Origin of the sequence: Nocardia puris, assembly GCF_003315035.1 — a bacterium.
In the GTDB taxonomy this organism is placed as follows: Bacteria; Actinomycetota; Actinomycetes; order Mycobacteriales; family Mycobacteriaceae; genus Nocardia; species Nocardia puris.
Genome location: NZ_QNRE01000013.1, coordinates 200,863 through 223,146, shown reverse-complemented (window position 1 = coordinate 223,146; position 22,284 = coordinate 200,863). Strand labels below are relative to the sequence as shown.

The window sequence follows — 22,284 nt, the reverse complement described above, 5'->3', positions numbered from 1 at the left end:
GGTGGTGTCGATCGTGTGCGTGAATTTGTTGTTGACGCAGGTGACGGCGATGTTCTTGCCGACGAGGTTGGCGTGATGGCCGTATCCCCTTACGTCCCCAAGGGACTCGCCCCGCTCGCGCGCTATTTCCGCCGCGGCAGCCGGATCATGCGTTCGGTCGATTCGCTCGGCTTCGTCACGGTTTTCGTCTGGCAGGTGCTCGCGGCCGTGCCGCTCACCTTGCAGCGCTACCGCGCCGAGACCATGCGCGCCATCACGAATATGACCTGGGGTCGCGGCTCCATCGTGGTCGGCGGCGGCACCGTGCCGATGATGATCGTGCTCGGCCTGGTGATGGGCGCGTCGGTCGGCGTCGAATCCTTCGCCACGCTCGACATGCTGGGCATGGGCCCGGTCACCGGCATCGTCTCCGCCTACGCGACCACCCGTGAACTCGCGCCCATCGCGGCGGCCGTCGGTTTCGCCGCGCAGGCGGGCTGCCGCATCACCGCCGAAATCGGCTCGATGCGCATCTCCGAGGAGATCGACGCGATCGAATCACTCGGCCTGCGGTCGGTGCCCTTCGTGGTGACCACCCGCGTGATCGCGGGCGCCATCGCGATCGTGCCGACCTTCCTGATCGCGCTGATCCTGGCCTACCTGGCCTGCCGCGGGCTCATCACGCTCGTGCACGGGCAGTCCGCCGGCGTCTACGACCATTACTTCTTCCAGTTCGTGTCCGGATTCGACGTGATCGCCGCGGTGATCAAGGTCGCCATCTTCGGCACCGTGGTGATTCTCGTCCACAGCTACTACGGCTTCTTCGCCACCGGCGGCCCCGAGGGCGTCGGCATCGCGTCGGGCCGGGCGGTGCGCACCAGCTTCGTGGCGATCATCGCCATCGACATGGTGCTGTCCATCGCGCTGTGGGGCTTCAACACGGCGATCAGCTTCACGGGGTAGGGGATGCCTAACTACGGTTTGCCCGGCGTCGCCGCGAACAAGAATCGCGCGCGCACAGTCGGATTGATCTTGGTCGCGCTCATCCTGGTGATCGCGCTGGCCACCTCGCTGTACCGCTCGCTGCGGTCCGAGGAGGGCCTGCGCGTCGCGCTGCACACCGAGCTGATCGGCGACGGTGTCACCGAGGGCACCCAGGTCCGCCTGGACGGGGTGCTGGTCGGCGAGGTCACCGAGATCGCGCCCGCCGCGCGCGGCACGCAGCGAATCTCGTTGCGGCTCGACGAATCCCGGCTGCACGGCATCGACGATTCGATGCTGGTGGACTACGCGCCCGCCAACCTGTTCGGCATCAGCGAACTGGCGTTGAAGCGCGGGCCGGGCGGCGCCCCGCTGCGCGAGAACGCCGTCATCGACCTCACCGGCCCCAACTCCGGCAACGTCTACGACGCCACCATGGGCAGCATCCTGCGCAGCCTCTCCCAAGTCGGTGAGTCGGCGTTCAGCCCGCGGCTGGCGACCGTGATCGCCCAGCTCTCCGCCGATTTCAAGTCGTTCACCCCGCTGGTGCAGGCGTTGATCACGGTGGCGCAGACCATCGCCGACAACCAGACCATGCCCGCGAACGAACTGCTCGGCAGGCTCGGCCCGGCCTTCGACGGCGGCGGCGATTTCGCCGGGGCCACCATCGAGGTGCTGGACCAGTTGCACGACATCCGCATCCTGCACACCGATCGGGACCGCTTCGACGTGGGCGTCGCGGTGCTGACCGGATCGATCCTGCCCGGCCTGTCCACCACGGTCAGCGCGGCGGGCGACGAACTCGCCGAGGCCACCGACATGCTCGCCCCGCTGCTCGCGGTGCTGGCGCAGATGGTGCCGCGCCCGCAGCAGTCGGCCGACGACCTGCGCACCCTGCTGGAGCGGCTGGGCCGCGCCATGCCGAACACCCCGGAGGGACCCGTGCTGAATCTCGAGGTCGACCTGCGCGGCGTTCCCGGTATCGCGGTGCCGCTGCTCGGACAGGGAGGTGCCCGATGACCGTGCGCGGCGCGGGCCTGCGGCTCGGACTGTTCGCGGGCCTGATGGCGGTGGTGCTGGCCCTGGTGCTCGCCGCGATCGAACGGCCGGTCAGCGGTGACACGCACGCGCACGACGCGCTGTTCACCGACGCCAACGGCCTCAAGACCGGCGACGACGTGCGCATGTACGGCGTGCAGGTGGGCAAGGTGGAGGCCATCGGCCTGGACGGGGACCGCGCGAAGGTGCGCATCACCGTGCGCACCGATACGCCGGTCTACGACAACAGCAAGCTCGCCATCCGGTACCAGAACCTCACCGGCCAGCGCTACATCGACCTGCAACAGCAGCCGAATCCCGGTGTGCCCCTGGCCCCGAACACGCGGATCGGCACCGAGATGACGGTGCCGTCGTTCGACGTGACCAGCCTGTTCAACGGGTTGAAGCCGGTGCTGGCGACGCTGTCGCCGGAGGCGGTCAACCAGTTCACCGAGAGCATGCTCGCGGTCATCGAGGGCGACGGCACCGGCATCGGCCCGGCGATGGAGGCGATCGGCACCCTCAGCCGGTACGCCGGCGACCGCCAGGACGTCATCGCGACGGTGGTGCGCAATATGGCCGAGATCGCCGAGCAGGTCGGCGGCGAGGTGCACCACCTGGTGCCGCTGCTGGCGCGCCTGAGCGACATCTTCGAATCGCTGCGCACGAACATCGGCGGGCTGGCCGATTTCGCGATGTCGGCGCCCTCGGTGCTCGGCCCGCTGGATCGCCTGCTCGGCACGCTCGGACTCGACCAGGACGGTGCGGCCGCGCTCGACGCGCAGATCCGCGCCCTGTTCCCCGACCCGCAGCAGGCGGTCGAGGTGTTCAGCAGGCTGCCCGGATTGCTCCAGGCCGTGGACAATTCGCTGCCGCGCACCGTCGCGGGCTGGAAACCGGCCTGCGCCAACGGTTCCGCCGACGTGCCGGTGCCGGTGCAGGTTCTGATCGCCGGACAGAAGGTGGCGATATGCAACGCGTGATCTCGCGCTGGTTCGGTGGCGACCGGCCGATCCTGGACGACGCGGCCAAGCGGCGCAAGGAGATCCGGCTCGGCATCGCCGGCTCGCTGGTGGTGGTGCTCGGTGTCGCGGTGGCGGCGATGTTGTATGTGGTGCCGTTCGGCAAGACCACCTACACCGCCGAGATCGCGGAGGCGCAGTCGGTGAAGGTGGGCGACGAAGTGCGCCTGGCCGGTGTCTCGGTGGGCCAGGTGGAGTCGCTGGACCTGAAGCCCGACCGGGTCGTCATGCGGTTCACGGTGAAATCCGATGTCTTCGTGGGGGATCAGACCTCCCTCGACATCCGTATGCTCACCGTGGTCGGCGGCCACTACGTGGCGCTGCACCCCGCGGGCACCGCCCCGCTCGGCGACGGCGTGATCCCCGCCGACCGGGTTCGCCTGCCCTACAGCCTGATCGAGACGTTCCAGGACGCCACCACCCCGTTGCGGGAACTCAACGGCGACACCCTGCGCCGCAATCTCGCCGCGCTGGACGAATCGCTGGACGGCGCACCGGAAACCCTGCGCACCACCCTCGACACGCTGGGCTCCTACGTCGACGCCATCAACCGCCAGCGCGGGCAAGTGTCCAGCGCCATCGCCGTGCTGGACGAATACGTGACGGCCTACGACGGCGCCAAGTCGGATCTGGGCCGGTTGATGGACAACGTGAACGTGCTCGAGACCGTGCTCATCGACAAGCGGGCCGAACTGCGCGAGTCGATCGCGCTGCTGGTGAGCGTGGTCGAGCGGATCGCGGCGCTGGCGCCGACCTGGGACAGCACGCTGAAGCCGCGGGTGGCCGAGCTGATGGGCGCCGTGCCGCGCCTGGAGGAGATGAGCGGACAGCTCGAACCGGTGATCGCCAGTACGCAGCAGCTCGCCGAAAAGCTGCGCGGGCTGGTGATTCCCGAGGAGGGGCTGGTGCTCGACCGCTCCGGGGAGACCGTGCAGGCCCCGCCGGGCGCCGAACTGCCCGGCGTGTGCGTGCCGGTGCCGGGGAAGGACTGCTGATGCTGAAGAAGCTGCTCGGCACGCAGGCGTTCATGTCGATCGCCGGTGCGGTCCTCATCGCCGTGCTCACCGTGGTGGGCTACGTCCTCGCGTTCGACCCGCTGCGCAAGACCGAATCCTATTGCGCCATCATGTCCGACAGCATCGGCTTGTACGCGGGCAATCAGGTGACCATGCGCGGCATCACGGTCGGCACCGTCACCTCGGTGCGCAATCAGGGGCCCGAGGTGCGGGTCGACTTCGAGGTCGACGCCGACTACCCCGTCTACGCCGACGCCTCCGCCACCACCGTGTCCGACACCGTCGTCGCCGACCGCGCCCTGGCGGTGCTGGCGAGCGGGCAGAACCTCGACCGCTGGGACAGCGGTCAGTGCATCACCAAGACGCTGACCCCCAAGAGCCTCACCGAGACGCTCACCGCGCTGGCCCAGCTGTCGGATCAGATCGTGGGACCCGATCCGTCCCGGCCGACGTCGCTGGCCGACGGGCTGTCCGCGCTGGACCGCGCCAGCGCGGGCACCGGTCCGCAGATCAACGAGCTCATTCGCGAGCTCGGATCGGCGCTGAACGCCGCCGACGCCGACATCGGCCATCTGGCGGGCATTTTCGACGCGTTCGCCTCCGTCTCGAAGAAGGTCAACGAGCACTGGGGTGATCTGGAGAGCATGCTGGTGCGGGTCGGCCCGGTGCTCCAGCAGGCCAGCGACGATCTGCTGCGCCCCGGCGCCCGGCTGTTCGACGCGCTGCGCGAAGTGCTGCCGATGCTCAACGACCTCACCACCTCCTTCGGCGGCGAGATCCTCGGCCTGCTCGACCGCGCGGTGCCGATGCTGAAATTGTTGCGCGCCAATGTCGGATCGCTGCGCGAGATCGTGCTCACCACACCGGTGTTCGTCTCCGCGTTCCGCGGCGTGATCGACCCGGAGACCGGCGCGCCGGGCATCACCTACGCCCCGCCGAAGGTCGCGATCCCGTACGCGGACGCCGAACAGGTGTGCGCCGCCGTGAACGCCGTCGCGCCGGGGCGCTGCGCGGGCGCCGAGAACGGCTTGGTGAACGTCGAATTGATCCAGCTGGTGCCGGGAATGGCGGGTGGCCGATGAGGACGCGTGTGCTGCGCAGGGCGGCAATGGTTTTCGCCGTGGCGGCGTCGGTCACGGTGGGCGGGTGCGGTTTCGACCCGTCGACGGTGCCGGTGCCGGGGACCTCGGTGTCGGGGCCGACCTACCGGTTGCAGATCGAGTTCGCGAACGTGCTCAACCTGCCCGCCCGTGCGAAGGTGATCGCCAACGGCGCGCAGGTCGGCACGGTGCGGGACGTGCGCGTGGTCCCGGCGTCGGAGGCGCCGGACGGGCGCGGCGGCTACGTGGTGGTCACCACCGACATCGCGGAATCCGTTGACCTGCCCACGAATACCATCGCCGAACTGCGTCAGAACACGGTGCTCGGCGACATCCACATCGCGCTCACCACACCGCCGTCCGGCTTCGACGCGTTGCTCGAACCCGGCGGCACCATCGGTCTCGACCACACGAAACCGCCCATGCAGCTGGAGGACACCATGGCCGCCATGGCGTTCTTCGTGCAGGGCGGTGCGGTCGGCCAGATGCAGGACATCATCAACCGGTTCAACGCCGTACTGCCGCAGGACCCCAAAGAGACCGCGCGCATCGCGGGCGTCATGGGCGCCGACGCCGCCGACCTGGCCGCGAACCTGGACCAGGTCGACGCGCTGCTGTTCGGCCTGGCGAGCAATGCTCAAGTGCTGCGCGAGATCCGGCCCGAGCTGGACAACATCTTCCGCGACGACGCGGTGGCGCAGATGAACGCGGTAGCGCGCTCCATCGACGGCGTCACCGAGATCTTCGCCGCGCTCGGCCCGGTCGGGCAGTCGCTGGAATGGCTTGCCCCGCTGGTAAATTCGGGCGACGCCGCCGCGCGGGCCTTCGTGCCGCTGGCGACCGGCGGGCCGCTGGACCTGCGGCAGTCGTCCAACCTGGCGATGCTGATCGCGCTGTTGCGGGACAAGATCATCCCGTTCGTCGAGAACGGACCGAAGGTGAACGTCACCGGGGTGAGTGCCGCCGCGAGCCCGGTCGCCGAGTCCGACCAGATCGACCGGATCATCCAGACCCTGCGCATGATCGGAGCCGTCCGATGAAGATCGGTTCGCTGGCCTCGCTCGGCGGCATCGCGGCCATCACGGTGCTCGGCGCGGCCTACCTCACCTTCGGCGTCGTGCGCGCCGACCCGTTCGCCGACCACACCCACGCCACCATGGTGCTGAAGAACTCGGGCGGGCTCGGCGTGGGCTCGCCGATCCTGCTGACGGGCATCGAAGTGGGGGAGGTGCTGTCGGTGGACAGCACCTCCGCCGGCGTCGAGGTCGGTTTCCGCGTCGACGCCGAGCATCGGGTGCCCACCGACAGCGTCGTCACCATCGAGCACCTGTCCGCGCTCGGCGAGCCGTACGTGCAGTTCGTGCCGAAGGGGACCGGCGGCCCGTACCTCACCGACGGGCAGCGCCTCGACACCGCCGACGTGCGGACGCCGCTGTCGATCGCGCAGGTCGCGCACCTGGTCACCCAGACCATGAACCAGCTGGACCCGGCCGTGGTCGGCTCCCTGGTCGACACCCTGAGCACCTCGCTGCACGGCACCGAGGCCGTGATGCCCGAACTGGCGCGCACCGGCGATCTGCTGGCCGCCACCATCATGACCCGCACGCCGCGCATCGCCGACCTGCTCAACAGCTTCCAGCTCGCCGCCGCCGACATCGAGTGGGCCGGGCCCGCGACCAGTGCCGGCGCGCCCGCGCTCGTCGGATTCGGCGCATCGCTCGACGAACTGGTGGAGGCCGTCGGGCGCCTGGTCACCGCCGACGGCGGGATGGATCCCTACCTGACGGGCGACGGGGTGGTGCCGTTCCTCGAGCGGCTCACCGCCTGGTTGCGCGAGACCGGACCGGAGTTGCGCGAGATCCTGCCCGGACTGCGTCCGCTCACCGACGCGGTCGTGGCGGGCGGGCCGCAGCTGGATCTGAGTGCGCTGCTGTCCCAGGCCCTCGCCGGGACCGATGACGATGCCGTCCAGGTGCGCGTGGCCATCAGATAACGGTCCGGTAGCTCATCAGCTATCCCTGCGATGTGCCCTGATCTGCGGGAATATCGTCATTCAAAGGTGATCCGAAGATCAGCGACCTTCGGGTAACCTCCGGGAAAGATCAACTTTGCGAGACGGATTTCCGGTCGGCAGCGAAGGTGGTGCGCGATGGTGCGATCCGGTGGCGACCCCGCGCCGTACGGCGTCGAGGGGCCGAATAACACCCGTGTGCTGATCATCGCGGCCGCCATCGCCGCCGCGCTCTCCGTGGTCGTGGCGATCGGGTTGTTCCTGCGGGCGGGGCAGGACGGTGACGATCCGCGCAATCCCGCACCGTCGTACACGACGCGGCCCACCGATCCGGCGTCGCTGTCGCCGGTACGCACGGTCGGCGGCGACTGTTCGGCGGGCGGCATCGTGGCGCGCTGGGAGTTGCAGGACGGTCAGCTCATGTGCGTGCCGGAACCGCAGCGCGCCGACCCGCGACGCGTCGGCGGCGATTGCTCGCACAGCGGGCTGGTGGCGGAATGGGGCCGCACCACCGACGGTCAGTGGATCTGTATCCCGCAGGCGCCGCGCCAGGTCGGCGACGACTGCTCGCACGACGGGATCGCCGCGCGCTGGGATCGTACGCCGGAGGGGTGGAACTGCGTGCCGCAGCAGCAGGTGGCGGCGGCGCCCGCCCCGCCTCCCGCACCCGTCGCGCCCGCGCCGCAGCCCGCCCCCCGGCCCGTGGCGCCACCTCCGCCGCCGGAGCCGGAACCCGTTGTCCCGGTTCCCGCGCCCGCGCCGCCCCCGCCGCCCGCGGTGGTCATTCCGTTGCCGGGGCTGCCCGGGATTCAGATTCCGCTGCCCCCGCCGCCGTAGTCCACGTTTGTCGCGCACGATGTCCGGCCATTCCGTGGGGGTCGATCGCGGTGCCGACGCCCGGTATCCACGGAAGAATTGCCTTCGACCGTTCTTCAGTCGGGTTTCCCATGGCCGCCGAGGTGTTTCTCGCGCGGCCGGCAGTGCTGTCAGAACAGGCCCAGTTGGGTCACCGTCTCCGGCGAGAGGACCGGGCCCGGCACGATCCGCCGGCCCTTCAGCGCACCCAGGTCGGCGATGAACGGCGCGTCGTCGTCGTTCACGGTGACCAGCGCCGCGCCGCCGATCATGGCGCGCACCGTCAGGCAGTGCGGGCCCGAGGCGAGCGTGTGCGGGTACTCGTCGGCCCCGGCGGAGAAGAATTCGGCGTGTTCGGCGGGCGGTTGCCACGGCTCGAGGGGCAGGACCGCCGACAACTCCGCCAGGCATTCGCGCGCCGCCGCGACGGTCTCCGCGTGCGCGGCCTCGATCCGCGCGGCGCTGCGCGCCCGAACCAGGGCCGCCACCTTGGCCGTTCGGCGCTTCGCCTGCGTGACGCCGAGCACCTCGGTCAGCCGGTCCTCGTAGACGCGGGCGGCCAGCCCGTCTTCGGCCCACGCGAGATAGGTGGCGCGCACCGCGCCTTGTTCGTCCAGCCGCGCGCGCTTGCGGCTGTGCGCGGCGGTGCCGACCTTGCACGAGGCGTCGGCGAACGTGGCGATGTACACCCAATGCGGTTGCGCGACATACTCGCGCAGGCTGTCGGGGAGGTAGCCGCCCCGGTGGGCGTTGTGGATGAAACGGAACTCGTCGTCCGCGCCGCAGGTCTCGCACTGATCGCCCGCGGTGACCAGCCGCCGGTCGCGGCACGGGCGGTAGCGCCCGTCGCCGGAGCGCCCGAACGCGAACCGCCCCACGCAGTAGCGCCCGTCCGGTCGCACCGTGAACGCCAGCCGGGTGCCGAGCAGCGGCACGGACATTCGTGTGTGCGTGGCCGTCTCGACGAGGTCCAGGTGTGGTGAGCCGCCGGTCCACGAGACCGCGCGCACCAGGTGTTCGCCGCCCCGATGCCACCCAGCGTCCGCCAACGATGCCCCTTCCTCGCGGTGAGCGTCGAGTAAAGCACTCGCGCGGGGGTCGGTGCCGGGCGGGAGCGGATTCGTCACCGGGAACGGCCGAGATCCAGGCGTTTGGTGACGCGGTCGACGAGGTCCGGGGGCATGCCGGGTTCGCGGCGGGCCGAAAGCGCTTCGCGGCGGCCCGCTTCCACGACCTCCTCACGTAGGGAGGTCATCCGTTTCATGAACTCCAAGTCGCGGGCCGCGGCGGCGCGGGCGTCCTCGTCGGCGGCTTGCGGGTCGGCCTTGGCGAAGCGGCGGCGGAGTTGATCGCGCATGCGTTCGTAGACCTCGTCGGGGAGGTCCTCGGTCGCCGCGAGTTCCTTCAGGCGGGAGAGTTCGGCGCCGACGACGCGCTCCCACAGGTGGCGTTCGAGTTCGCGTTCCCTCTTGGTGTCCGCCTGCACGCCCGTGAGTCGGACGACGAAAGGCAGTGTGGGGCCTTGGATCAGCAGCGTGAACAGGACGACGGCGAACGCGGTGAACAGGATCTCGGTGCGCCCGGGGAAGTCGGTCCCGTCCGCGATGAGCAGCGGAATGGCCAGCGCCAGCGCCACACTCGCCACGCCGCGCATGCCGGCCCACCAGGTGACGATGGTTTCCTGCCAGGTCTGCGGTTCGTCCAGGTCGCGCGCCCGCCACCACAGCCGCCCGATCGCCCAGGTCGTCAGCAGCCAGACCAGGCGCAACAGCACCACCGCCGCGATCACCGCGCCCGCCACGCCGAGCAGGCGCGGCCAGTCGTCGCCGGTGACCTCCAGCACCGCGGCCAGTTCCAGGCCGATGAGGCCGAACGCGAAGCCGCTCAACAGCATTTCGATGATCTCCCAGAAGGATTCACCGACCAAGCGGTAGTCGCGGTCGCCGATCTCGGTGACGGCGTCGGTGAGGTAGAGCGCGCTGACCAGTACGGCCAATACTCCCGACCCGTGCCAAGCTTCGGCGATCCCGTACGCCGCGAACGGCAGCAGCAAGCTCAGCGCGACCTGCCAGGTGGCCTCGTCCAGGTACTTGGTCAACGTGGTGCCCGCGAAGCCGAGCGCGAGGCCCACGGCGATAGCGACCACCGCCGCGACCACGAATTCGCCCGCGGCTTCGGCGGAGGAGAACTCACCCGTCACCACCGCCTGCACGGCGACGGTATAGATGACGATCGCGGTGACGTCGTTGAACAGGCCCTCCCCGCCCAGTACCACCACCAGCCGGCGCGGCAGGCCGAGCCGGCCCGCGAGCGCGGTCGCCGCCACCGGATCGGGCGGCGCGACGATCGCGCCCAGCGCGATGGCCGCCGCGATCGGCACCCCGGGATACCAGGCATGGAACACCGCGGCGACCGCGGCGGCCGTCGCGACCACCAACCCGACCGCGCGCAGGGCGATCGGCCCCCAGTTCTCCGCGAACTGCCGCCACGACGTGCGCCGCGCCGCCGCGTACAGCAGCGGCGGCAGCACCAGTGGCAGGATCAGATCGGGCGGAATGTGGATTTTCGGCGCGAACGGGATCAGCGCCACCACACACCCGAACACCGTCATCAGGATCGCCGACGCCACCCCGATCCGCCGCGACAGCGGCTCCGCCAGGATCGCGGCGAACAGCAGCACGAACATCAGCACCAACTGGTCCATGACCATCCAGTCTGCGTGCCCCCACCCCGCAACACCCCGTGCCGCGCCGCCCATCCCCGAATTCGGGTGGTCAGGAAGCCGCCTGCGTCAGTGGCGGGGGAGGCCGATGGAGGCGATGCCTTGGTTGCGGGGTTCGCGGATCGGGACCAGGTGCCACCAGGTGACGCAGCGCCAGAGCCATTCGAGGGGGCCGTAGCGGAGCCAGGTCAGCCACAGGTGGCTGAGGACGGCTTGGAGCAGGATGATGCCGGCGGCGAGGACGAGGAGGGTGGGGTAGCGGGTGGTGCCTTCCAGGTGGAGGTAGCGGTCGGCGAGGAGGATCAGGGCCGTGGCGGTGACGTAGTTGGTGAGCGCCATACGGCCCAGCGGGGCAAGGATTTCCGCGAGAAGGTCGCCGAATCCGGTGCGCAGCAACAGCAGTAGGCCCGTGATGTAGGTGAGCGCGCCGAGCAGTCCGGCGATCGGAGCGACCGAGCTGGTCCACAGCTCCAGATACGGTGTGCGCCACTCCCATACGCTCATCACGATCGCGGCGGGCAGGGCCAGGGCGAAGACCGCCGCGATCTGCCAGGTGCGGTCGCGCAGATCGTCCACCAGGCCGTATCGCGCGGCGGCCATGCCCAACAGGAACAGTCCGGGGACCAGGCCGAATCCGCCACCGAGGGTGAGCGCCACGCCGACGGTCGCGACCAGTCCGCCGACCAGGATCAGCCAGCGTGGCAGTGAGGCCGCGGGCAACAACACCACCAACCCCACGATCGCGTATGGCAGCAGCGCCTCACCCGGCTGGAACCGAAGGTGGATCACGCCGATCAGCCCCAGCGCCACCAGTCTGCGCACCAGCACCAGGCGCGGCCGGTCCGCGCGCTGCGCCGGGCCGTCCAGGAACATCGCGAAACTCAGGCCGAACAGGAACGAGAAGATCGGGAAGAACCGCCCCTCGAACAGCACCGACAGCACGTGCCGGAGCGGGTCCATGGCCGAGCCGGTCGGGTCGGTGGCGCGCATCCCGGTGATCTGCCAGATGTTGACCACCAGGATCCCGCACAGCGCGAAACCCCGGACGGCATCGAGTTCGTGGACGCGCGGGCGCGCGACGGTGACGGGCATGAATCCACGCTAACCACCGCGCCCGCCGCCTCGGTCGGGGAGATGTCCCGCACAGATACTTAATGCACTAACTATTCATGCGCTAATCTAGCCGGGACCCCGAAGGAGTGCGCTCATGGAGATCGACGACCCGCTGCGGCTCGACCGGCAGGTGTGTTTCGCGCTGGCGGTGGCCAACCGCGCCGTGCTCGCCGTCTACCGGCCGCTGCTGGAGCCGATGGGCCTCACACACCCGCAGTATCTGGTGATGCTGGCGCTGTGGGGCGAGGCGCCGATGTCGGTGAAGGCGATCGCCGACGCCATCCAGCTCGACTCGCCCACGCTGTCGCCGCTGCTCAAGCGGCTGGAGGCGGCGGGGCTCATCACCAGGGGGCGCGATCCGCGCGACGAACGCAACCTCGTTATCGACCTGACCGAGGCGGGCGCCGCCCTGCGGGCCGAGGCCGAGAAGATTCCGCCCGCCGTGGTGGAACGGCTCGGCGTGAGCCTGGCCGATCTGGAGGAACTGCGCGAGGTGCTCACCCGCGTGAACGAGGCCGCGCGCCGTTCGGTGCTCGCGGAAGGAGAACAGGCATGACGCGTTGCCGCCCGAACCCGATCGAATGGATCGGCTACGTCTTCGGCCGCCGCCTCCCCGACTCCCTGCGCGACTGGGTCCGCAACGACCTCACCGGAAAGCACGCCTTCGCCCGGCATATCGTGCGCGGCCTGCTGCCCTTCACCCCGCTGTTCGCGATCTTCCTGCTGTTCCCCGGCGAACTCTGGCTCCGCGCCTCGATGGTCCTGCTGGCGGTCCTGCTCGCCCTCTTCTACATCGTCGCCTACATGCCGATGAACCGAGCCCACCGCCTCACCGCCCACGGCTTCCCGGCCGACTTGGAGAACGAGGAGAAGGCGCGCCGCCGAGCCGCCGAACGAGAGCGTTACGCGGAACAACACCCGCACTGAGCCACGATCCGGCAGGTGTCAAATCCCTACTCGATCAGATCGAGGACTTCCTCGACCGTCGCGGCGGTGAAGCAGGGGATGGTCCAAGTTCGGAGCTGTTCGAGGTCGGCGTTGCGGATAGTGTCGATGGTGGTGGCGGGCAGTGGTCCGAACTCGGTGGTGAGCCGCTCGATTGGCGCCGCAGCGCCGCCTTCGGCGCGGAGTTGTTCGGCGGTGGTCGTAAAGGCCTCCCACGCTCGGGGCCGAGATGGTCGAACAGCGCGTCCATCTATTCCAGATCCAGGGTCAAGCGACTGTGGCGGCGGACGAAGATGCTGGGGATCCATTGGGCGGCTTCGGGTTCCGGGGACATGTGAAAGCCTCGGGTGCGGGTGAGGAGGGTGCGGAGGGTGAGGCGGGCTTCGAGGCGGGCCAGGGCGGCACCGACGCAGAAGTGGATTCCCTTGCCGAAGGCGAGGTGGGTGCGCCCGGTGGGGCGGTCGAGGCGGAGCAGGTGCGGGTCGGGGAAGACGGCGGGGTCGCGGTTGGCGGCGCCCCAGAGGAGCAGGAGATGGCTGCCGGCGGGCAGGGGAGTGCCGCCTAGCACGGTGTCGGTGACGACGTGGCGGTGGTGCGTGCGGAACGGCGATTCGAGACGCAGCACCTCTTCCAGGAAGCCGGGCAGCAGGTCGAGGTCGTTCCGAATCCGTTGCTGGAGCCCGTGATCCAGAGCAAGAAGGCGGGCGGCGTTGCCGAGCAGTCCGGCCGTGGACTCACCGCCCGCGCCGACCAGCTGCACCAACATCAACACCGCGACATCGGGAGCGAGACGGTCTTCGGCGCAGGCGCGGGCCAGGTCGCCGATCAGGTTGTCGCCCGGCGCTTTTCGCGCCGCTGCGAACGCCGCGTGCAGGTAGCCGGCGAGTTCGGCGGAGGCGGTCACCACCGCGGGCAGCCGCTCGGTGGTGAGCACGCCCCCGAGCAGTTCGGTCGACAGATACCCCCAGCCGGCCAGGCTCTCGACGTCGTGTTCTGGCAGGCCGAGGAGTCCGGCGACGATCGTCATCGGCAGCCGGTCGGCCATCGCCGACATCCATTCGACTCGCCCGCCGTCGACGCCCTCGTCCCACAGCCGCCGCACCGTCGCCTCGATCACGGGCTCCAGCGCCCGGACGCGCTTGGCGACCAGAGCGGGCAGCACAAGTTTGCGATGGTCGCGGTGCACCGGATCATCACCGGTCGCCAGGACGTGCACGGCACTCCCGTCACCGTCCAGGTCGAACACCGTCATCGACCCGTCCGCGGCGTGTACCAGCGCGCCGGTGAGGTGCGAGGAGAAGTCCTCGGGGCGGGTCACGGCTTCGGTGACGAGCGGCCAGGATCCGACCAGATAGAAGTTCGTGTCCGCGACCCGGTGCACCGGCTCCGACGCGCGAAGGCGGTCGTAGAGGGGGTAGGGATCGTCGAGCGCCCCCGGGTCGAACAGGTTCACAACGCGGGTCATCCGCTCCGCCTTTCCACGTTCCGGCAGCGATGTCGCCCACCAGATTTCGCTGTCGGAACACACCCCGTCAATGCCCGCGGAAAAGTAAGATTCGGGGAAGGAAACGGCAGGTGAGGTCTCGTCTCGGCGTCGTGCTCCGACCTGCTCGAACCCCGCACACCTCTTCCCATTCGTCTCGTCATGAGACAAAATTTCTCAACCGTATCGAGCGCTGAATCGAGGTCTCACCGTGCCGACGCACACCGATTGGCTCACCGGCGGCGACCGCGCGGCCCTCGCCGTCGAGCGCATCCACGCCGCGGCGGCCGACCTCATCGCCCGGCACGGCATGACCGGCTTGACCATCGATCACGTCGCCGCGCGAGCCGGCTGCTCCCGTGCCACGGTGTACCGGCACGTGGGCGGCAAGGCGGCCTTGCGCGCCGCTGTGCTCGCCGGTGCGACGGCCCGCATCGCCACCGGAATCGCCACTGCCGTCGCCGATCTGACCGGTGCCGAACGGATCACCGGCGCCATCACCGCCGCCCTTGCGGTCATACGCGCCGATCGGGTCGCCACCGCTTTCCTCGACGCCGCAGCGCCGCGCGAGATCGACCGGTTCCTGGCGAGCAATCCGCGCCTGGCCGCCGCCGCCTCCGACCTCACCGGCGCACGCGATCCCGACGCCGGTCGCTGGATCGTGCGCGTCGTGCTCTCGATGCTGCTCTGGCCGGCCGGTGACGCGGCGGCCGAGCGCGCGGCGATCGAGCGGTTCGTGCTGCCCGCGTTCGGGTAGGACGCTCACACGGCCCGGTGGCGGAGGTCGGAGGCGGCGGCGTCGAGGAGGTCGCAGATGTGGGCGTCGTCGACAGCGGTGAAATCGCCGTAGTGGTGGGCGATCGGCTCGGTGGTGGTGGTGCGCGCCAGGTGGACGATGTGGTCGACGTGGCGGGAGAGAGCCGCGAGGGTGGCGGCCGGGCCGACGGGCACCGCCAGGACGACGCGCCGTGCCCCGGCGAACTTCGCGATCGCCGCGGCCGCGCGGGCGGAGGAACCGGAATGCACTCCGTCGTCGACGATCACGGCGGTGCGGCCCGACAGCGTGTGCCGCGGCGCACCGCCTCGGTAGCGGATCGCGGTGCGCGACACCTCTTCTCGCTGCTCGGACTCGACCTGGGCGCGACCGGTGTCGGAGACGTAGGCGCGCATCAGAACCCGGTCGTCCACCACCGCGACGCCGTCCTCCCCGACCGCTCCGAACGCGAGATCGGGACGGTGCGGCACCCGAAGCCGCCGCACCACAGCCACATCCAGGGGCGCGCCGAGCGCGGCGGCCACCTCGTAGGCCACCGGAATCCCACCGCGCGGCACGCCGAGCACCACCGTGTCACCACCGCGGAACTCCGGCAGTCGCTGGGCCAGCCGCCGGCCCGCCGCCCGGCGATCGAGGAAGAGCATGGGTCTCCTCCGGAATCGGTCTCGGGGATCACCGCAGTATAAGCAGGGCGGGCACCGCGAATTCTCCGGCGGTGGGTGCCGCCGAGTGTCGGTTCGGCCGCGCGCTGGGAAGCCTCCTGCGGGAGAACTGTTCTGCGAGAACCCGACCGCGGGCCGGGCCTCGACTCACCCGGTCGACGGGCCGGACCGGTGGCAGCTTCGGAGCCGCGCTCGTCGAACGCCCGAACGGCTCGATCGCCCCGAGCCCACCGGCGACGGCCGCCCGGCAAGTCCGGCACCTGCGCCATCTGCTCGAGTTGGAAGTCAGCCGCTGACACCGGGAATGGCGCGCACAACTCAACCCGCCGTCGAATCCCCTACCGCGGCACCCTGTTCGCGATCGGCCAACGCCGCCAGCACTTCCCGCGACACCCGACCCCCGGACGCGATCGCCCCTTCGAAGTACCCCGCGTGGTCGGCGGCCGTTTCCGCACCGGCCCAATGGATGTCGCTGACGGGTGCGGGCACCGCGGACGGGAACCCTTCGACGGTCCCGGGTTCCGGCAGCGCTGTGTACCCGCCGGGCACGAATTCGTCCAGGTGCCAGGCCTTCTCGTGCCAATCGACGGGCTTCAGCACCTCGGGTCCGATATGCCCGACCAGCGAACCGAGGATCTTCTCGCGCCGCGCGACCGGATCCAACCCGTCGAGCGTCCGCGCCTCCGGCCCCGGCACCAGCACGCACAGGTGCCCCGGCCCGTCGGGCGGTGAGGTGTCGAAGACGGCGCGGCCCGGGGCGTCCAGCACGATGACCTCGCCGCCCTTGCGCTCCCGCCAGAACGGCCGGTCGTAGACCGCGATCGCCTTGTACACCGTGCCCATGTAGGTGTTCCGCTCGACGGCGAGCCGCTCGGGCGGCAGCGGCGGTTCGTGCGAGATCTGCCGCGCCACCGGCGGCGGGACGGCGACGACGACCTTCGTGGCCCGCACCGTGCCCGTGGCCGTCCGCAGCGTGACACCGTCGGCATCGCGCCGGATCGAGGTGACCCGCTGCCCCGTGCGCACGCGCGACCCGAGTTCGGCGGCGAGCCCGTCCACGAGCGCGCCGATGCCTTCGACCAGCAGGGCGTCCTGCGCGCCACCCGCCGTCGCGAGCATGGTCCGCAGCCCGCCCTGGTGGCGGATGAACTTCGTCGCGGCCGTCACGGAGAAACGGTCGAGGTCGGCCGTCCACGAGGTCCCCGCGATCACCTCCAGCAGTCGGCGCGGGGTGTGCCACGGCAGTTTCCGCAGCCACGCACCCAGCGTCGCGTTGTTCCATCCCGCCGGAACTCCGGTGCGGGACAACACTTCCGCCGCACCGAGAGCGAGCCAGGCGACCAGCGCCCCCGGCGCGGCCACCGGCACCGTGCGGTCACCGTCGAGCACCGTGGGGAGCGGGTTCGTGTGCATGGGGTACTGCGTCGCGCCGAACTCCCGGGCCATGGCCATGACCCGGTGGTGGTCGTGCCCGATCCACTGACCGCCGAGGTCCACCCGCGACCCCAGTGTGGTGGTTTCGGTCAGCGCCCGCCCGCCGATGCGGCCGGCCGCCTCGAGCACGACCACGTCGACGCCCGCGCGGTGCAGTGCGCGCGCGGCGGTCAGACCCGCCAGCCCCGCGCCCACCACCGCCACCGTGGCCGAATCACCGTTCGTCTGCGCCGGGTTCATCCTGTACCTCCGTGGTCCCGGCCGCACGGGCCGAGGGCTGTCGCGTTTCGCCGATCGCATCGCGAAGACCGTCGCGAACGGGACGGCCACCTGAACTCAGTCAGTCGACTGTATGAGTTCAAGTAGGCCACAGGCTCTGCCCTCGCGCAAGAGCCGATATCGAATCGACACCGCGCGCGGCGAAGGTCAGAACGTCAGACCGCGACGCCCGCGACCTGCCCGATCCCGTACGTGATCACCATCGCCAGCGCGCCGCCGAGCACGACCCGTCGGATCGCCTTGCGCCGCGGACTCCCGCCCAGGCGCGCGCTGATCGACCCGGTGAGCGCCAGCGCCACCAGCACCGTCACGAAGGTCACCGGGATGCGCGCGGTGACGGGCGGCAGCAGGATCGCCAGCAGCGGCAGCAGCGCGCCGAGGGTGAACGAGACCGCCGAGGACAGCGCGGCCTGCCAGGGATTGGTGAGTTCGGTCGGATCCAGCCGCAGTTCGGCCTCGGCGTGGGCGGTGAACGCGTCGTGCGCGGTCAGCTCCTCGGCGACCTGCCGGGCGGTCTGCGGGGTGAGGCCCTTCGCCTCGTAGATCTCGGCCAGCTCCCGCAGCTCGTAGTCGGGATAGTCGCGTAATTCCTTGCGCTCCTTGGCCAGTAGCGCCTGTTCGGAATCCCGCTGCGTGCTCACCGACACGTATTCGCCGACCGCCATCGACAACGCGCCCGCGGACAGGCCCGCGATACCCGCGGTGAAGAGCGTGGTCGTGTTGGTGGTCGCGGCCGCCACACCGACCACCAGACCCGCGGTCGACACGATGCCGTCGTTCGCGCCGAGCACCCCGGCGCGCAACCAGTTCAGCCGAGTCGCGAAGCCCTGCCCGTGCGGCTCGTGCGGCGGATCTCCGATGCCCGTCTCGTCCATACCCGGAGGATATCCCCGGACGGGCGCGCGGTCAGTGACGCACGCGGCGCGGCCTGCGCACCGGGACCGGATGCGGGACAAGCTTGCGGTGCGCGAACTGCATCACCCCGAGCAGGGTGAGCGCGAGCAGGGCGGCCAGGTAGTCGCCGAACGCGAGGGACAGCACTGCGAAACCTCCGAGGATGGGTACTTCCAACAGGGCGCACCAGCCGAGGATGCGCAGGCGGGTGGCGTTGGCGTCGAGCCAGCGCACGCCGTCGTCGATGATCTCGCCCGCCGTGTCGGGGCAGACCATGCCGTCGCCGACCTGCACGAACCGGTGCACCGCGTCGTCGCGCTCCAATTCGCCCAGCCAGGTCCGGTCGATGAGGCGTTTGCCTTCTTCGGCCACCTCTCGGACAGTGTCCACTCCGACCCCTTCCGAGTCGATACTCGGGGCAGAAGTCTAGGCCCACGCGGCCGAGGTTCCTAGAGGCGATGTCCGGCGCCGCCCGATGTCCGGCCACGCCGATCCCCAAGGCGCACAGTGTCGTCGATGGGTGACGGCGCCGTCAATGGGGCTACTGCCCGCGCGGCCGGAGGGCGACTGGCATGCTGACCGGCATGATCAAGATGCGGTCTTCGCGTGTGCGTGTAGTGGCGGGAATCGCGGCGGGTGTTCTGCTCGTCGCGGGATGCGGTGGCAACGACGAGAAGTCGGCGAGTTCCGCACCGCCCCAGACGCCGCGCGACCAGCTGCTGCTCACCGCGGACGAATTTCCCGGCGACGCAAAGAAAGTCGACCTGCCCAAGGAGCGTCTCGAGGCCGCCGCCGCGGATCTCACCGGCGCGCAGCAGAATTCCACCATCACCCCCGAGGAGTGCGCCACCACCCAGGCCGACCTGAGCGCCGCGACCAAGGACCTGCTCTCGGACTCCGAGATCATCGGCGCCACCGACGAGAAGGCCGGGCTGATGTTCATGGAGTTCGTCTCCGAGGGCGCGGGCGACTTGGCCACGGTGCGCGACGGCAACGCCAAGTGCGGTGAGGTGACCGTGACGTCGACCGTCGAGGGGCGCCAGATCAGCACCGTCGCCAAGGTGGAGAACCTGGCTTCGCCGGGCGATCTGGACGGTATCGACTCGCTGGTCTACCGCTCCTCGAGCACCTCCACTGTCGGCGAGGGCCGCCCGCTGACCTCGGTGGCGTACATGGGCATGGCCGTGCTGCGCGACACCACCGTGGTGGTGCGGGTCGGCGCGCTCAGCGATGCGGTGGATCAGGCGGTCTTCGACCAGCTCTTCCTGGACGCCGTCCGCAAGGTCGAGCAGGCCGACTGATCACCGCGCGCGCCGCACGCCGGTGGGCGTGCGGCCCCACCAGCGCCGGCAGCCGCGGGTGAAGGTCGCCTGTTCGGCGAAGCCGAGCAGCGAGGCGATCTGGCCGATCGGCAGATCGGTGGTGGTGAGGTAGCGGTGCGCCTCGTCGCGGCGCACCTCGTCGAGCACGGCGGCGAAGGTGGTGTGCTCGACGGCCAGCCTGCGTTGCAGGGTGCGGGGGTGCATGGTGAGAAGCCCTGCCACCGAACCGATCTCGGGTGCGGAGGTGCCGAGCAGCTGGCGCACGGCGGCGCGCACGCGCGGCGTGACGGCGGGGCCCGCGTCGGCGGTCTGCGCGGACAGGAACGCCATGGCCAGCCGGTGCAGGTGCTCGTCGCCGCCGGTCAGCGGGCGGGCGGCCAGGGCGGTGGGCATGCGCAGGATCGCGGCCGGTCTGCCGACGCGCACGGGCGCGGCGAAGAACTCCTCGTAGGCCGACAGCGGCGCGGGCGGGTGGTACGGCAGTTCCACCGAGCGCAGCCCGTAGCGCTCGCCCACCAGGCGCTGGATGGCGCGGTGCACGAACCCGAGACCCACGTCGGTGCCCTGGACCGGGTTCGGCAGTCCGGGCGCCACGCCGTAGCGCAGGGCGAGCACGCCGCGTTCGCCGTACGGGTCGGGCTCCAGGGTGAGGCTCAGCGAGCGGGCGTGCACGAACAGGTAGCGCGAGGTGCATTCCAGCACGTCGCCCAGGGTGGGGGAGTTGCGGATCGCCAGCGCCAGCGGGCCCAGCATGTCCAGGTCTTGGCGGCGCGCGATGAACAAGCCCAGGTCCGGGCGGTTCAGGTGGTGGGCGGCCAGTTCGAAGGCCGCGGCGACCGCCATATCGGACACCAGCAGCTCGTCGGTGTCCAGCGCCGCCACGGGCAGGCCCGCCGCGATCGCGTACTCCTCCGCGTCGCCGCCCAGCTCCGCGACGGCGGCGCGGAAGCCGCGCAATCCGGCCGATCTGATCACCGACATGTCGTACAGAGTCAAATACTTGTCGTGTGAAGTCAAGCATGACCGCCGGTTCTCCCGCACACTGGTGCCATGACCGAGACCGCTGTCGCCCCGGAACACCTGGATGTCGTCATCGTCGGCGCGGGACTGTCGGGCATCGGCGCCGCCTACCGGCTCCAGACCGAATGCCCCGGCAAGAGCTACGCTGTGCTGGAGGCGCGCGACGCCATGGGCGGTACCTGGGACCTGTTCCGGTACCCGGGCATCCGCTCGGATTCCGACATGTTCACCCTCGGCTACCCGTTCGCGCCGTGGCGCGACGCGAAGTCCATCGCCGACGGGCCCTCGATCCTGCGCTACATCCGGCAGACGGCTGCCGAACACGGCATCGACGGCCGAATCCGCTACCGCACCAAGGTGATCGGCGCCGACTGGTCCGGCGCCGACGCGCGCTGGACGCTCACGCTGGCCGAGCGCGACGCCGACGGCCGCACCGTCGAGCGCACCCTCACCTGCGGGTTCCTCTACACCTGCGCGGGCTACTACGACTACGACCGCGGCCATGCGCCCGAATTCCCCGGCGCCGGCACGTTTTCCGGGCGGATCGTGCACCCGCAGTTCTGGCCCGAGGACCTCGACTACGCCGGTCAACGCGTGGTGGTGATCGGCAGCGGCGCCACCGCCGTGACGCTGGTGCCCTCGATGGCCGAGAGCGCCGCGCACGTGACCATGTTGCAGCGCTCGCCCACCTGGATCAGCGCCGTGCCCGGCCGCGACAAGTACGCCGACAAGATCCGTGAAGTGCTGCCACCGGGCTTGGCGCACACCGTGATCCGCACCAAGAACATCCTGTTCAGCATCGGCTTCTACCAGTACTGCCGCCGCCGTCCCGGCTCGGCGCGCAAACTCCTCACCGGGCTCACGACGCGAATCCTGAAGGACGAGAAGGCCGTCGCCGAGCACTTCACGCCCACCTACGACCCGTGGGATCAGCGGCTGTGCGCCGCGCCGGACGCCGACTTCTTCCGCGCGATCCGCAAGGGCAAGGCCGAGGTGGTCACCGATCACATCGAAACCTTTGTGCCGGAAGGCATCCGGCTGAAGTCGGGCCGGGTGCTGCCCGCCGACGTGATCGTCACGGCCACCGGGCTGCGATTGCAGGCGTTCGGCGGGATCGCCCCGACCGTGGACGGTGTGCCCGTGCCGCTGTCCGAGCAGTTCGTCTGGCAGGGCGCGATGCTCACCGGCATTCCCAACTTCGCGGTGTGCATCGGCTACACCAACGCGTCGTGGACGCTGCGCGCCGATCTCACCTCCCGCCTGGTCTGCAAGGTGCTGCGGCACATGGACGCCAAGGGCTACCCGGCGGTGGTGCCGCAGGTGCGCGGTGAGCTGGCCGAGCGGCCGCTGCTCGATCTCGCCGCCGGCTACGTCCAGCGCTCCATCGGCGACTTCCCGCGCCAGGGTGACCGGCATCCGTGGCGGGTGCGGCAGAACTACCTGCTCGATTCGGCGACCACGCTGCGGACGAATCTGGACAAGTCGCTGCGGCCGGTCGCGCGAGAGGACGCACGAATGCTCGCGTCGCGGTGAGGTCGCGCTACCCCGCATCGCGCCAGCGCCCGGTCCACGGCGACCTCACTGATATCCGCGCTCTTACTTCTCTCGGCGCCGGAATCCGTGCGGGCGAGCG

22 protein-coding genes are annotated in these 22,284 nt (G+C 70.3%); 13 read left to right on the top strand and 9 right to left on the bottom strand.

Annotation, left to right across the window (positions count from 1 at the left end):
- Positions 1-75: 75 nt before the first annotated feature.
- The 8 genes from DFR74_RS27195 (at position 76) to DFR74_RS27160 (ending at position 7,984) form a co-directional block, all read left to right on the top strand.
- Positions 76-942 carry an MlaE family ABC transporter permease gene (locus tag DFR74_RS27195; protein WP_113975309.1) on the top strand — a complete coding sequence of 289 codons (867 nt, stop codon included), beginning with the start codon at positions 76-78 and terminating at the stop codon, positions 940-942.
- 3 nt (positions 943-945) lie between these two features.
- Entirely contained in the window at positions 946-1,980 is a 1,035-nt protein-coding gene (locus tag DFR74_RS27190; RefSeq protein ID WP_067508757.1) for an MlaD family protein, read from the top strand.
- Positions 1,977-2,981 carry an MlaD family protein gene (locus DFR74_RS27185; RefSeq protein ID WP_067508755.1) on the top strand — a complete coding sequence of 335 codons (1,005 nt, stop codon included), beginning with the start codon at positions 1,977-1,979 and terminating at the stop codon, positions 2,979-2,981. The genes DFR74_RS27190 and DFR74_RS27185 overlap by 4 nt, the downstream gene beginning before the upstream one ends.
- Positions 2,969-4,015: an MCE family protein gene (locus DFR74_RS27180; protein WP_067508753.1), complete on the top strand. Its 1,047-nt coding sequence runs from the start codon at positions 2,969-2,971 to the stop codon at positions 4,013-4,015. Before DFR74_RS27185 ends, DFR74_RS27180 begins: the two co-directional genes overlap by 13 nt.
- Complete coding sequence (locus DFR74_RS27175) at positions 4,015-5,118, top strand: MlaD family protein (RefSeq protein ID WP_067508799.1); 1,104 nt, start codon at positions 4,015-4,017, stop codon at positions 5,116-5,118. Before DFR74_RS27180 ends, DFR74_RS27175 begins: the two co-directional genes overlap by 1 nt.
- Positions 5,115-6,176 (top strand): MlaD family protein, encoded by a 1,062-nt coding sequence (locus DFR74_RS27170; protein WP_084537560.1) that lies wholly within the window; start codon positions 5,115-5,117, stop codon positions 6,174-6,176. Before DFR74_RS27175 ends, DFR74_RS27170 begins: the two co-directional genes overlap by 4 nt.
- Positions 6,173-7,129: an MlaD family protein gene (locus DFR74_RS27165; protein ID WP_067508749.1), complete on the top strand. Its 957-nt coding sequence runs from the start codon at positions 6,173-6,175 to the stop codon at positions 7,127-7,129. Before DFR74_RS27170 ends, DFR74_RS27165 begins: the two co-directional genes overlap by 4 nt.
- 156 nt (positions 7,130-7,285) lie before the next feature.
- Positions 7,286-7,984, top strand: coding sequence for a hypothetical protein (locus tag DFR74_RS27160; RefSeq protein ID WP_067508747.1), 699 nt, complete (start codon positions 7,286-7,288; stop codon positions 7,982-7,984).
- A 149-nt stretch (positions 7,985-8,133) separates the two neighbouring features.
- Here DFR74_RS27160 and DFR74_RS27155 read toward each other — a convergent pair whose 3' ends face one another.
- From DFR74_RS27155 to DFR74_RS27145, 3 genes are all read right to left on the bottom strand, one after another.
- Positions 8,134-9,051, bottom strand: a complete 918-nt coding sequence (locus DFR74_RS27155; protein WP_067508745.1) for a DUF2797 domain-containing protein — start codon at positions 9,049-9,051, stop codon at positions 8,134-8,136.
- A gap of 74 nt (positions 9,052-9,125) precedes the next feature.
- Positions 9,126-10,706, bottom strand: a complete 1,581-nt coding sequence (locus DFR74_RS27150; RefSeq protein WP_067508743.1) for a Na+/H+ antiporter — start codon at positions 10,704-10,706, stop codon at positions 9,126-9,128.
- 87 nt (positions 10,707-10,793) lie between these two features.
- On the bottom strand, positions 10,794-11,816 hold the full coding sequence (locus DFR74_RS27145) for a DUF418 domain-containing protein (RefSeq protein WP_067508741.1): 1,023 nt from the start codon (positions 11,814-11,816) through the stop codon (positions 10,794-10,796).
- A gap of 115 nt (positions 11,817-11,931) precedes the next feature.
- On the opposite strand from DFR74_RS27145, the gene DFR74_RS27140 reads away from it, so the two are divergent.
- Together DFR74_RS27140 and DFR74_RS27135 are read left to right on the top strand one after the other, a co-directional pair.
- A complete protein-coding gene (locus DFR74_RS27140) occupies positions 11,932-12,393 on the top strand; it encodes a MarR family winged helix-turn-helix transcriptional regulator (RefSeq protein ID WP_067508739.1) in 462 nt (153 codons plus the stop codon).
- Positions 12,390-12,764: a DUF5313 family protein gene (locus DFR74_RS27135; protein ID WP_067508737.1), complete on the top strand. Its 375-nt coding sequence runs from the start codon at positions 12,390-12,392 to the stop codon at positions 12,762-12,764. Before DFR74_RS27140 ends, DFR74_RS27135 begins: the two co-directional genes overlap by 4 nt.
- Before the next feature lie 268 nt (positions 12,765-13,032).
- Here the strand turns inward: DFR74_RS27135 and DFR74_RS27130 are convergent, their stop codons facing one another.
- A complete protein-coding gene (locus DFR74_RS27130) occupies positions 13,033-14,247 on the bottom strand; it encodes a cytochrome P450 (RefSeq protein ID WP_067508735.1) in 1,215 nt (404 codons plus the stop codon).
- Positions 14,248-14,476: 229 nt separating this feature from the next.
- On the opposite strand from DFR74_RS27130, the gene DFR74_RS27125 reads away from it, so the two are divergent.
- The gene (locus DFR74_RS27125) at positions 14,477-15,022 is read left to right on the top strand and encodes a TetR/AcrR family transcriptional regulator (protein ID WP_067508733.1); all 546 of its coding nucleotides are present in this window, start codon (positions 14,477-14,479) and stop codon (positions 15,020-15,022) included.
- Between the two features lie 5 nt (positions 15,023-15,027).
- On the opposite strand, the gene DFR74_RS27120 is transcribed toward DFR74_RS27125, so the two are convergent.
- From DFR74_RS27120 to DFR74_RS27105, 4 genes are all read right to left on the bottom strand, one after another.
- On the bottom strand, positions 15,028-15,684 hold the full coding sequence (locus DFR74_RS27120) for a phosphoribosyltransferase (RefSeq protein ID WP_067508731.1): 657 nt from the start codon (positions 15,682-15,684) through the stop codon (positions 15,028-15,030).
- A 336-nt stretch (positions 15,685-16,020) separates the two neighbouring features.
- Positions 16,021-17,376 (bottom strand): flavin monoamine oxidase family protein, encoded by a 1,356-nt coding sequence (locus DFR74_RS27115; RefSeq protein WP_067508729.1) that lies wholly within the window; start codon positions 17,374-17,376, stop codon positions 16,021-16,023.
- Positions 17,377-17,570: 194 nt separating this feature from the next.
- On the bottom strand, positions 17,571-18,290 hold the full coding sequence (locus DFR74_RS27110; RefSeq protein WP_067508726.1) for a VIT1/CCC1 transporter family protein: 720 nt from the start codon (positions 18,288-18,290) through the stop codon (positions 17,571-17,573).
- A gap of 31 nt (positions 18,291-18,321) precedes the next feature.
- Positions 18,322-18,699: a hypothetical protein gene (locus DFR74_RS27105; RefSeq protein WP_147265947.1), complete on the bottom strand. Its 378-nt coding sequence runs from the start codon at positions 18,697-18,699 to the stop codon at positions 18,322-18,324.
- A gap of 194 nt (positions 18,700-18,893) precedes the next feature.
- Between DFR74_RS27105 and DFR74_RS27100 the strand changes: the two genes are divergently transcribed.
- Positions 18,894-19,610: a chromo domain-containing protein gene (locus DFR74_RS27100; protein ID WP_147265946.1), complete on the top strand. Its 717-nt coding sequence runs from the start codon at positions 18,894-18,896 to the stop codon at positions 19,608-19,610.
- On the opposite strand, the gene DFR74_RS27095 is transcribed toward DFR74_RS27100, so the two are convergent.
- Positions 19,611-20,612, bottom strand: a complete 1,002-nt coding sequence (locus DFR74_RS27095; RefSeq protein ID WP_067508720.1) for an AraC family transcriptional regulator — start codon at positions 20,610-20,612, stop codon at positions 19,611-19,613.
- A 69-nt stretch (positions 20,613-20,681) separates the two neighbouring features.
- On the opposite strand from DFR74_RS27095, the gene DFR74_RS27090 reads away from it, so the two are divergent.
- Positions 20,682-22,184, top strand: coding sequence for a flavin-containing monooxygenase (locus tag DFR74_RS27090; protein WP_067508718.1), 1,503 nt, complete (start codon positions 20,682-20,684; stop codon positions 22,182-22,184).
- The last annotated feature ends 100 nt before the right edge of the window (positions 22,185-22,284 follow it).

Coding starts and splice junctions, on each gene's coding strand:
- DFR74_RS27195 (WP_113975309.1), top strand. CDS start 76: ATGGCCGTATCCCCTTACGTCCCCAAGGGACTCGCCCCGCTCGCGCGC.
- DFR74_RS27190 (WP_067508757.1), top strand. CDS start 946: ATGCCTAACTACGGTTTGCCCGGCGTCGCCGCGAACAAGAATCGCGCG.
- DFR74_RS27185 (WP_067508755.1), top strand. CDS start 1,977: ATGACCGTGCGCGGCGCGGGCCTGCGGCTCGGACTGTTCGCGGGCCTG.
- DFR74_RS27180 (WP_067508753.1), top strand. CDS start 2,969: ATGCAACGCGTGATCTCGCGCTGGTTCGGTGGCGACCGGCCGATCCTG.
- DFR74_RS27175 (WP_067508799.1), top strand. CDS start 4,015: ATGCTGAAGAAGCTGCTCGGCACGCAGGCGTTCATGTCGATCGCCGGT.
- DFR74_RS27170 (WP_084537560.1), top strand. CDS start 5,115: ATGAGGACGCGTGTGCTGCGCAGGGCGGCAATGGTTTTCGCCGTGGCG.
- DFR74_RS27165 (WP_067508749.1), top strand. CDS start 6,173: ATGAAGATCGGTTCGCTGGCCTCGCTCGGCGGCATCGCGGCCATCACG.
- DFR74_RS27160 (WP_067508747.1), top strand. CDS start 7,286: ATGGTGCGATCCGGTGGCGACCCCGCGCCGTACGGCGTCGAGGGGCCG.
- DFR74_RS27150 (WP_067508743.1), bottom strand. CDS start 10,706: ATGGACCAGTTGGTGCTGATGTTCGTGCTGCTGTTCGCCGCGATCCTG.
- DFR74_RS27145 (WP_067508741.1), bottom strand. CDS start 11,816: ATGCCCGTCACCGTCGCGCGCCCGCGCGTCCACGAACTCGATGCCGTC.
- DFR74_RS27140 (WP_067508739.1), top strand. CDS start 11,932: ATGGAGATCGACGACCCGCTGCGGCTCGACCGGCAGGTGTGTTTCGCG.
- DFR74_RS27135 (WP_067508737.1), top strand. CDS start 12,390: ATGACGCGTTGCCGCCCGAACCCGATCGAATGGATCGGCTACGTCTTC.
- DFR74_RS27130 (WP_067508735.1), bottom strand. CDS start 14,247: ATGACCCGCGTTGTGAACCTGTTCGACCCGGGGGCGCTCGACGATCCC.
- DFR74_RS27120 (WP_067508731.1), bottom strand. CDS start 15,684: ATGCTCTTCCTCGATCGCCGGGCGGCGGGCCGGCGGCTGGCCCAGCGA.
- DFR74_RS27115 (WP_067508729.1), bottom strand. CDS start 17,376: ATGAACCCGGCGCAGACGAACGGTGATTCGGCCACGGTGGCGGTGGTG.
- DFR74_RS27110 (WP_067508726.1), bottom strand. CDS start 18,290: ATGGACGAGACGGGCATCGGAGATCCGCCGCACGAGCCGCACGGGCAG.
- DFR74_RS27100 (WP_147265946.1), top strand. CDS start 18,894: ATGATCAAGATGCGGTCTTCGCGTGTGCGTGTAGTGGCGGGAATCGCG.
- DFR74_RS27095 (WP_067508720.1), bottom strand. CDS start 20,612: ATGTCGGTGATCAGATCGGCCGGATTGCGCGGCTTCCGCGCCGCCGTC.
- DFR74_RS27090 (WP_067508718.1), top strand. CDS start 20,682: ATGACCGAGACCGCTGTCGCCCCGGAACACCTGGATGTCGTCATCGTC.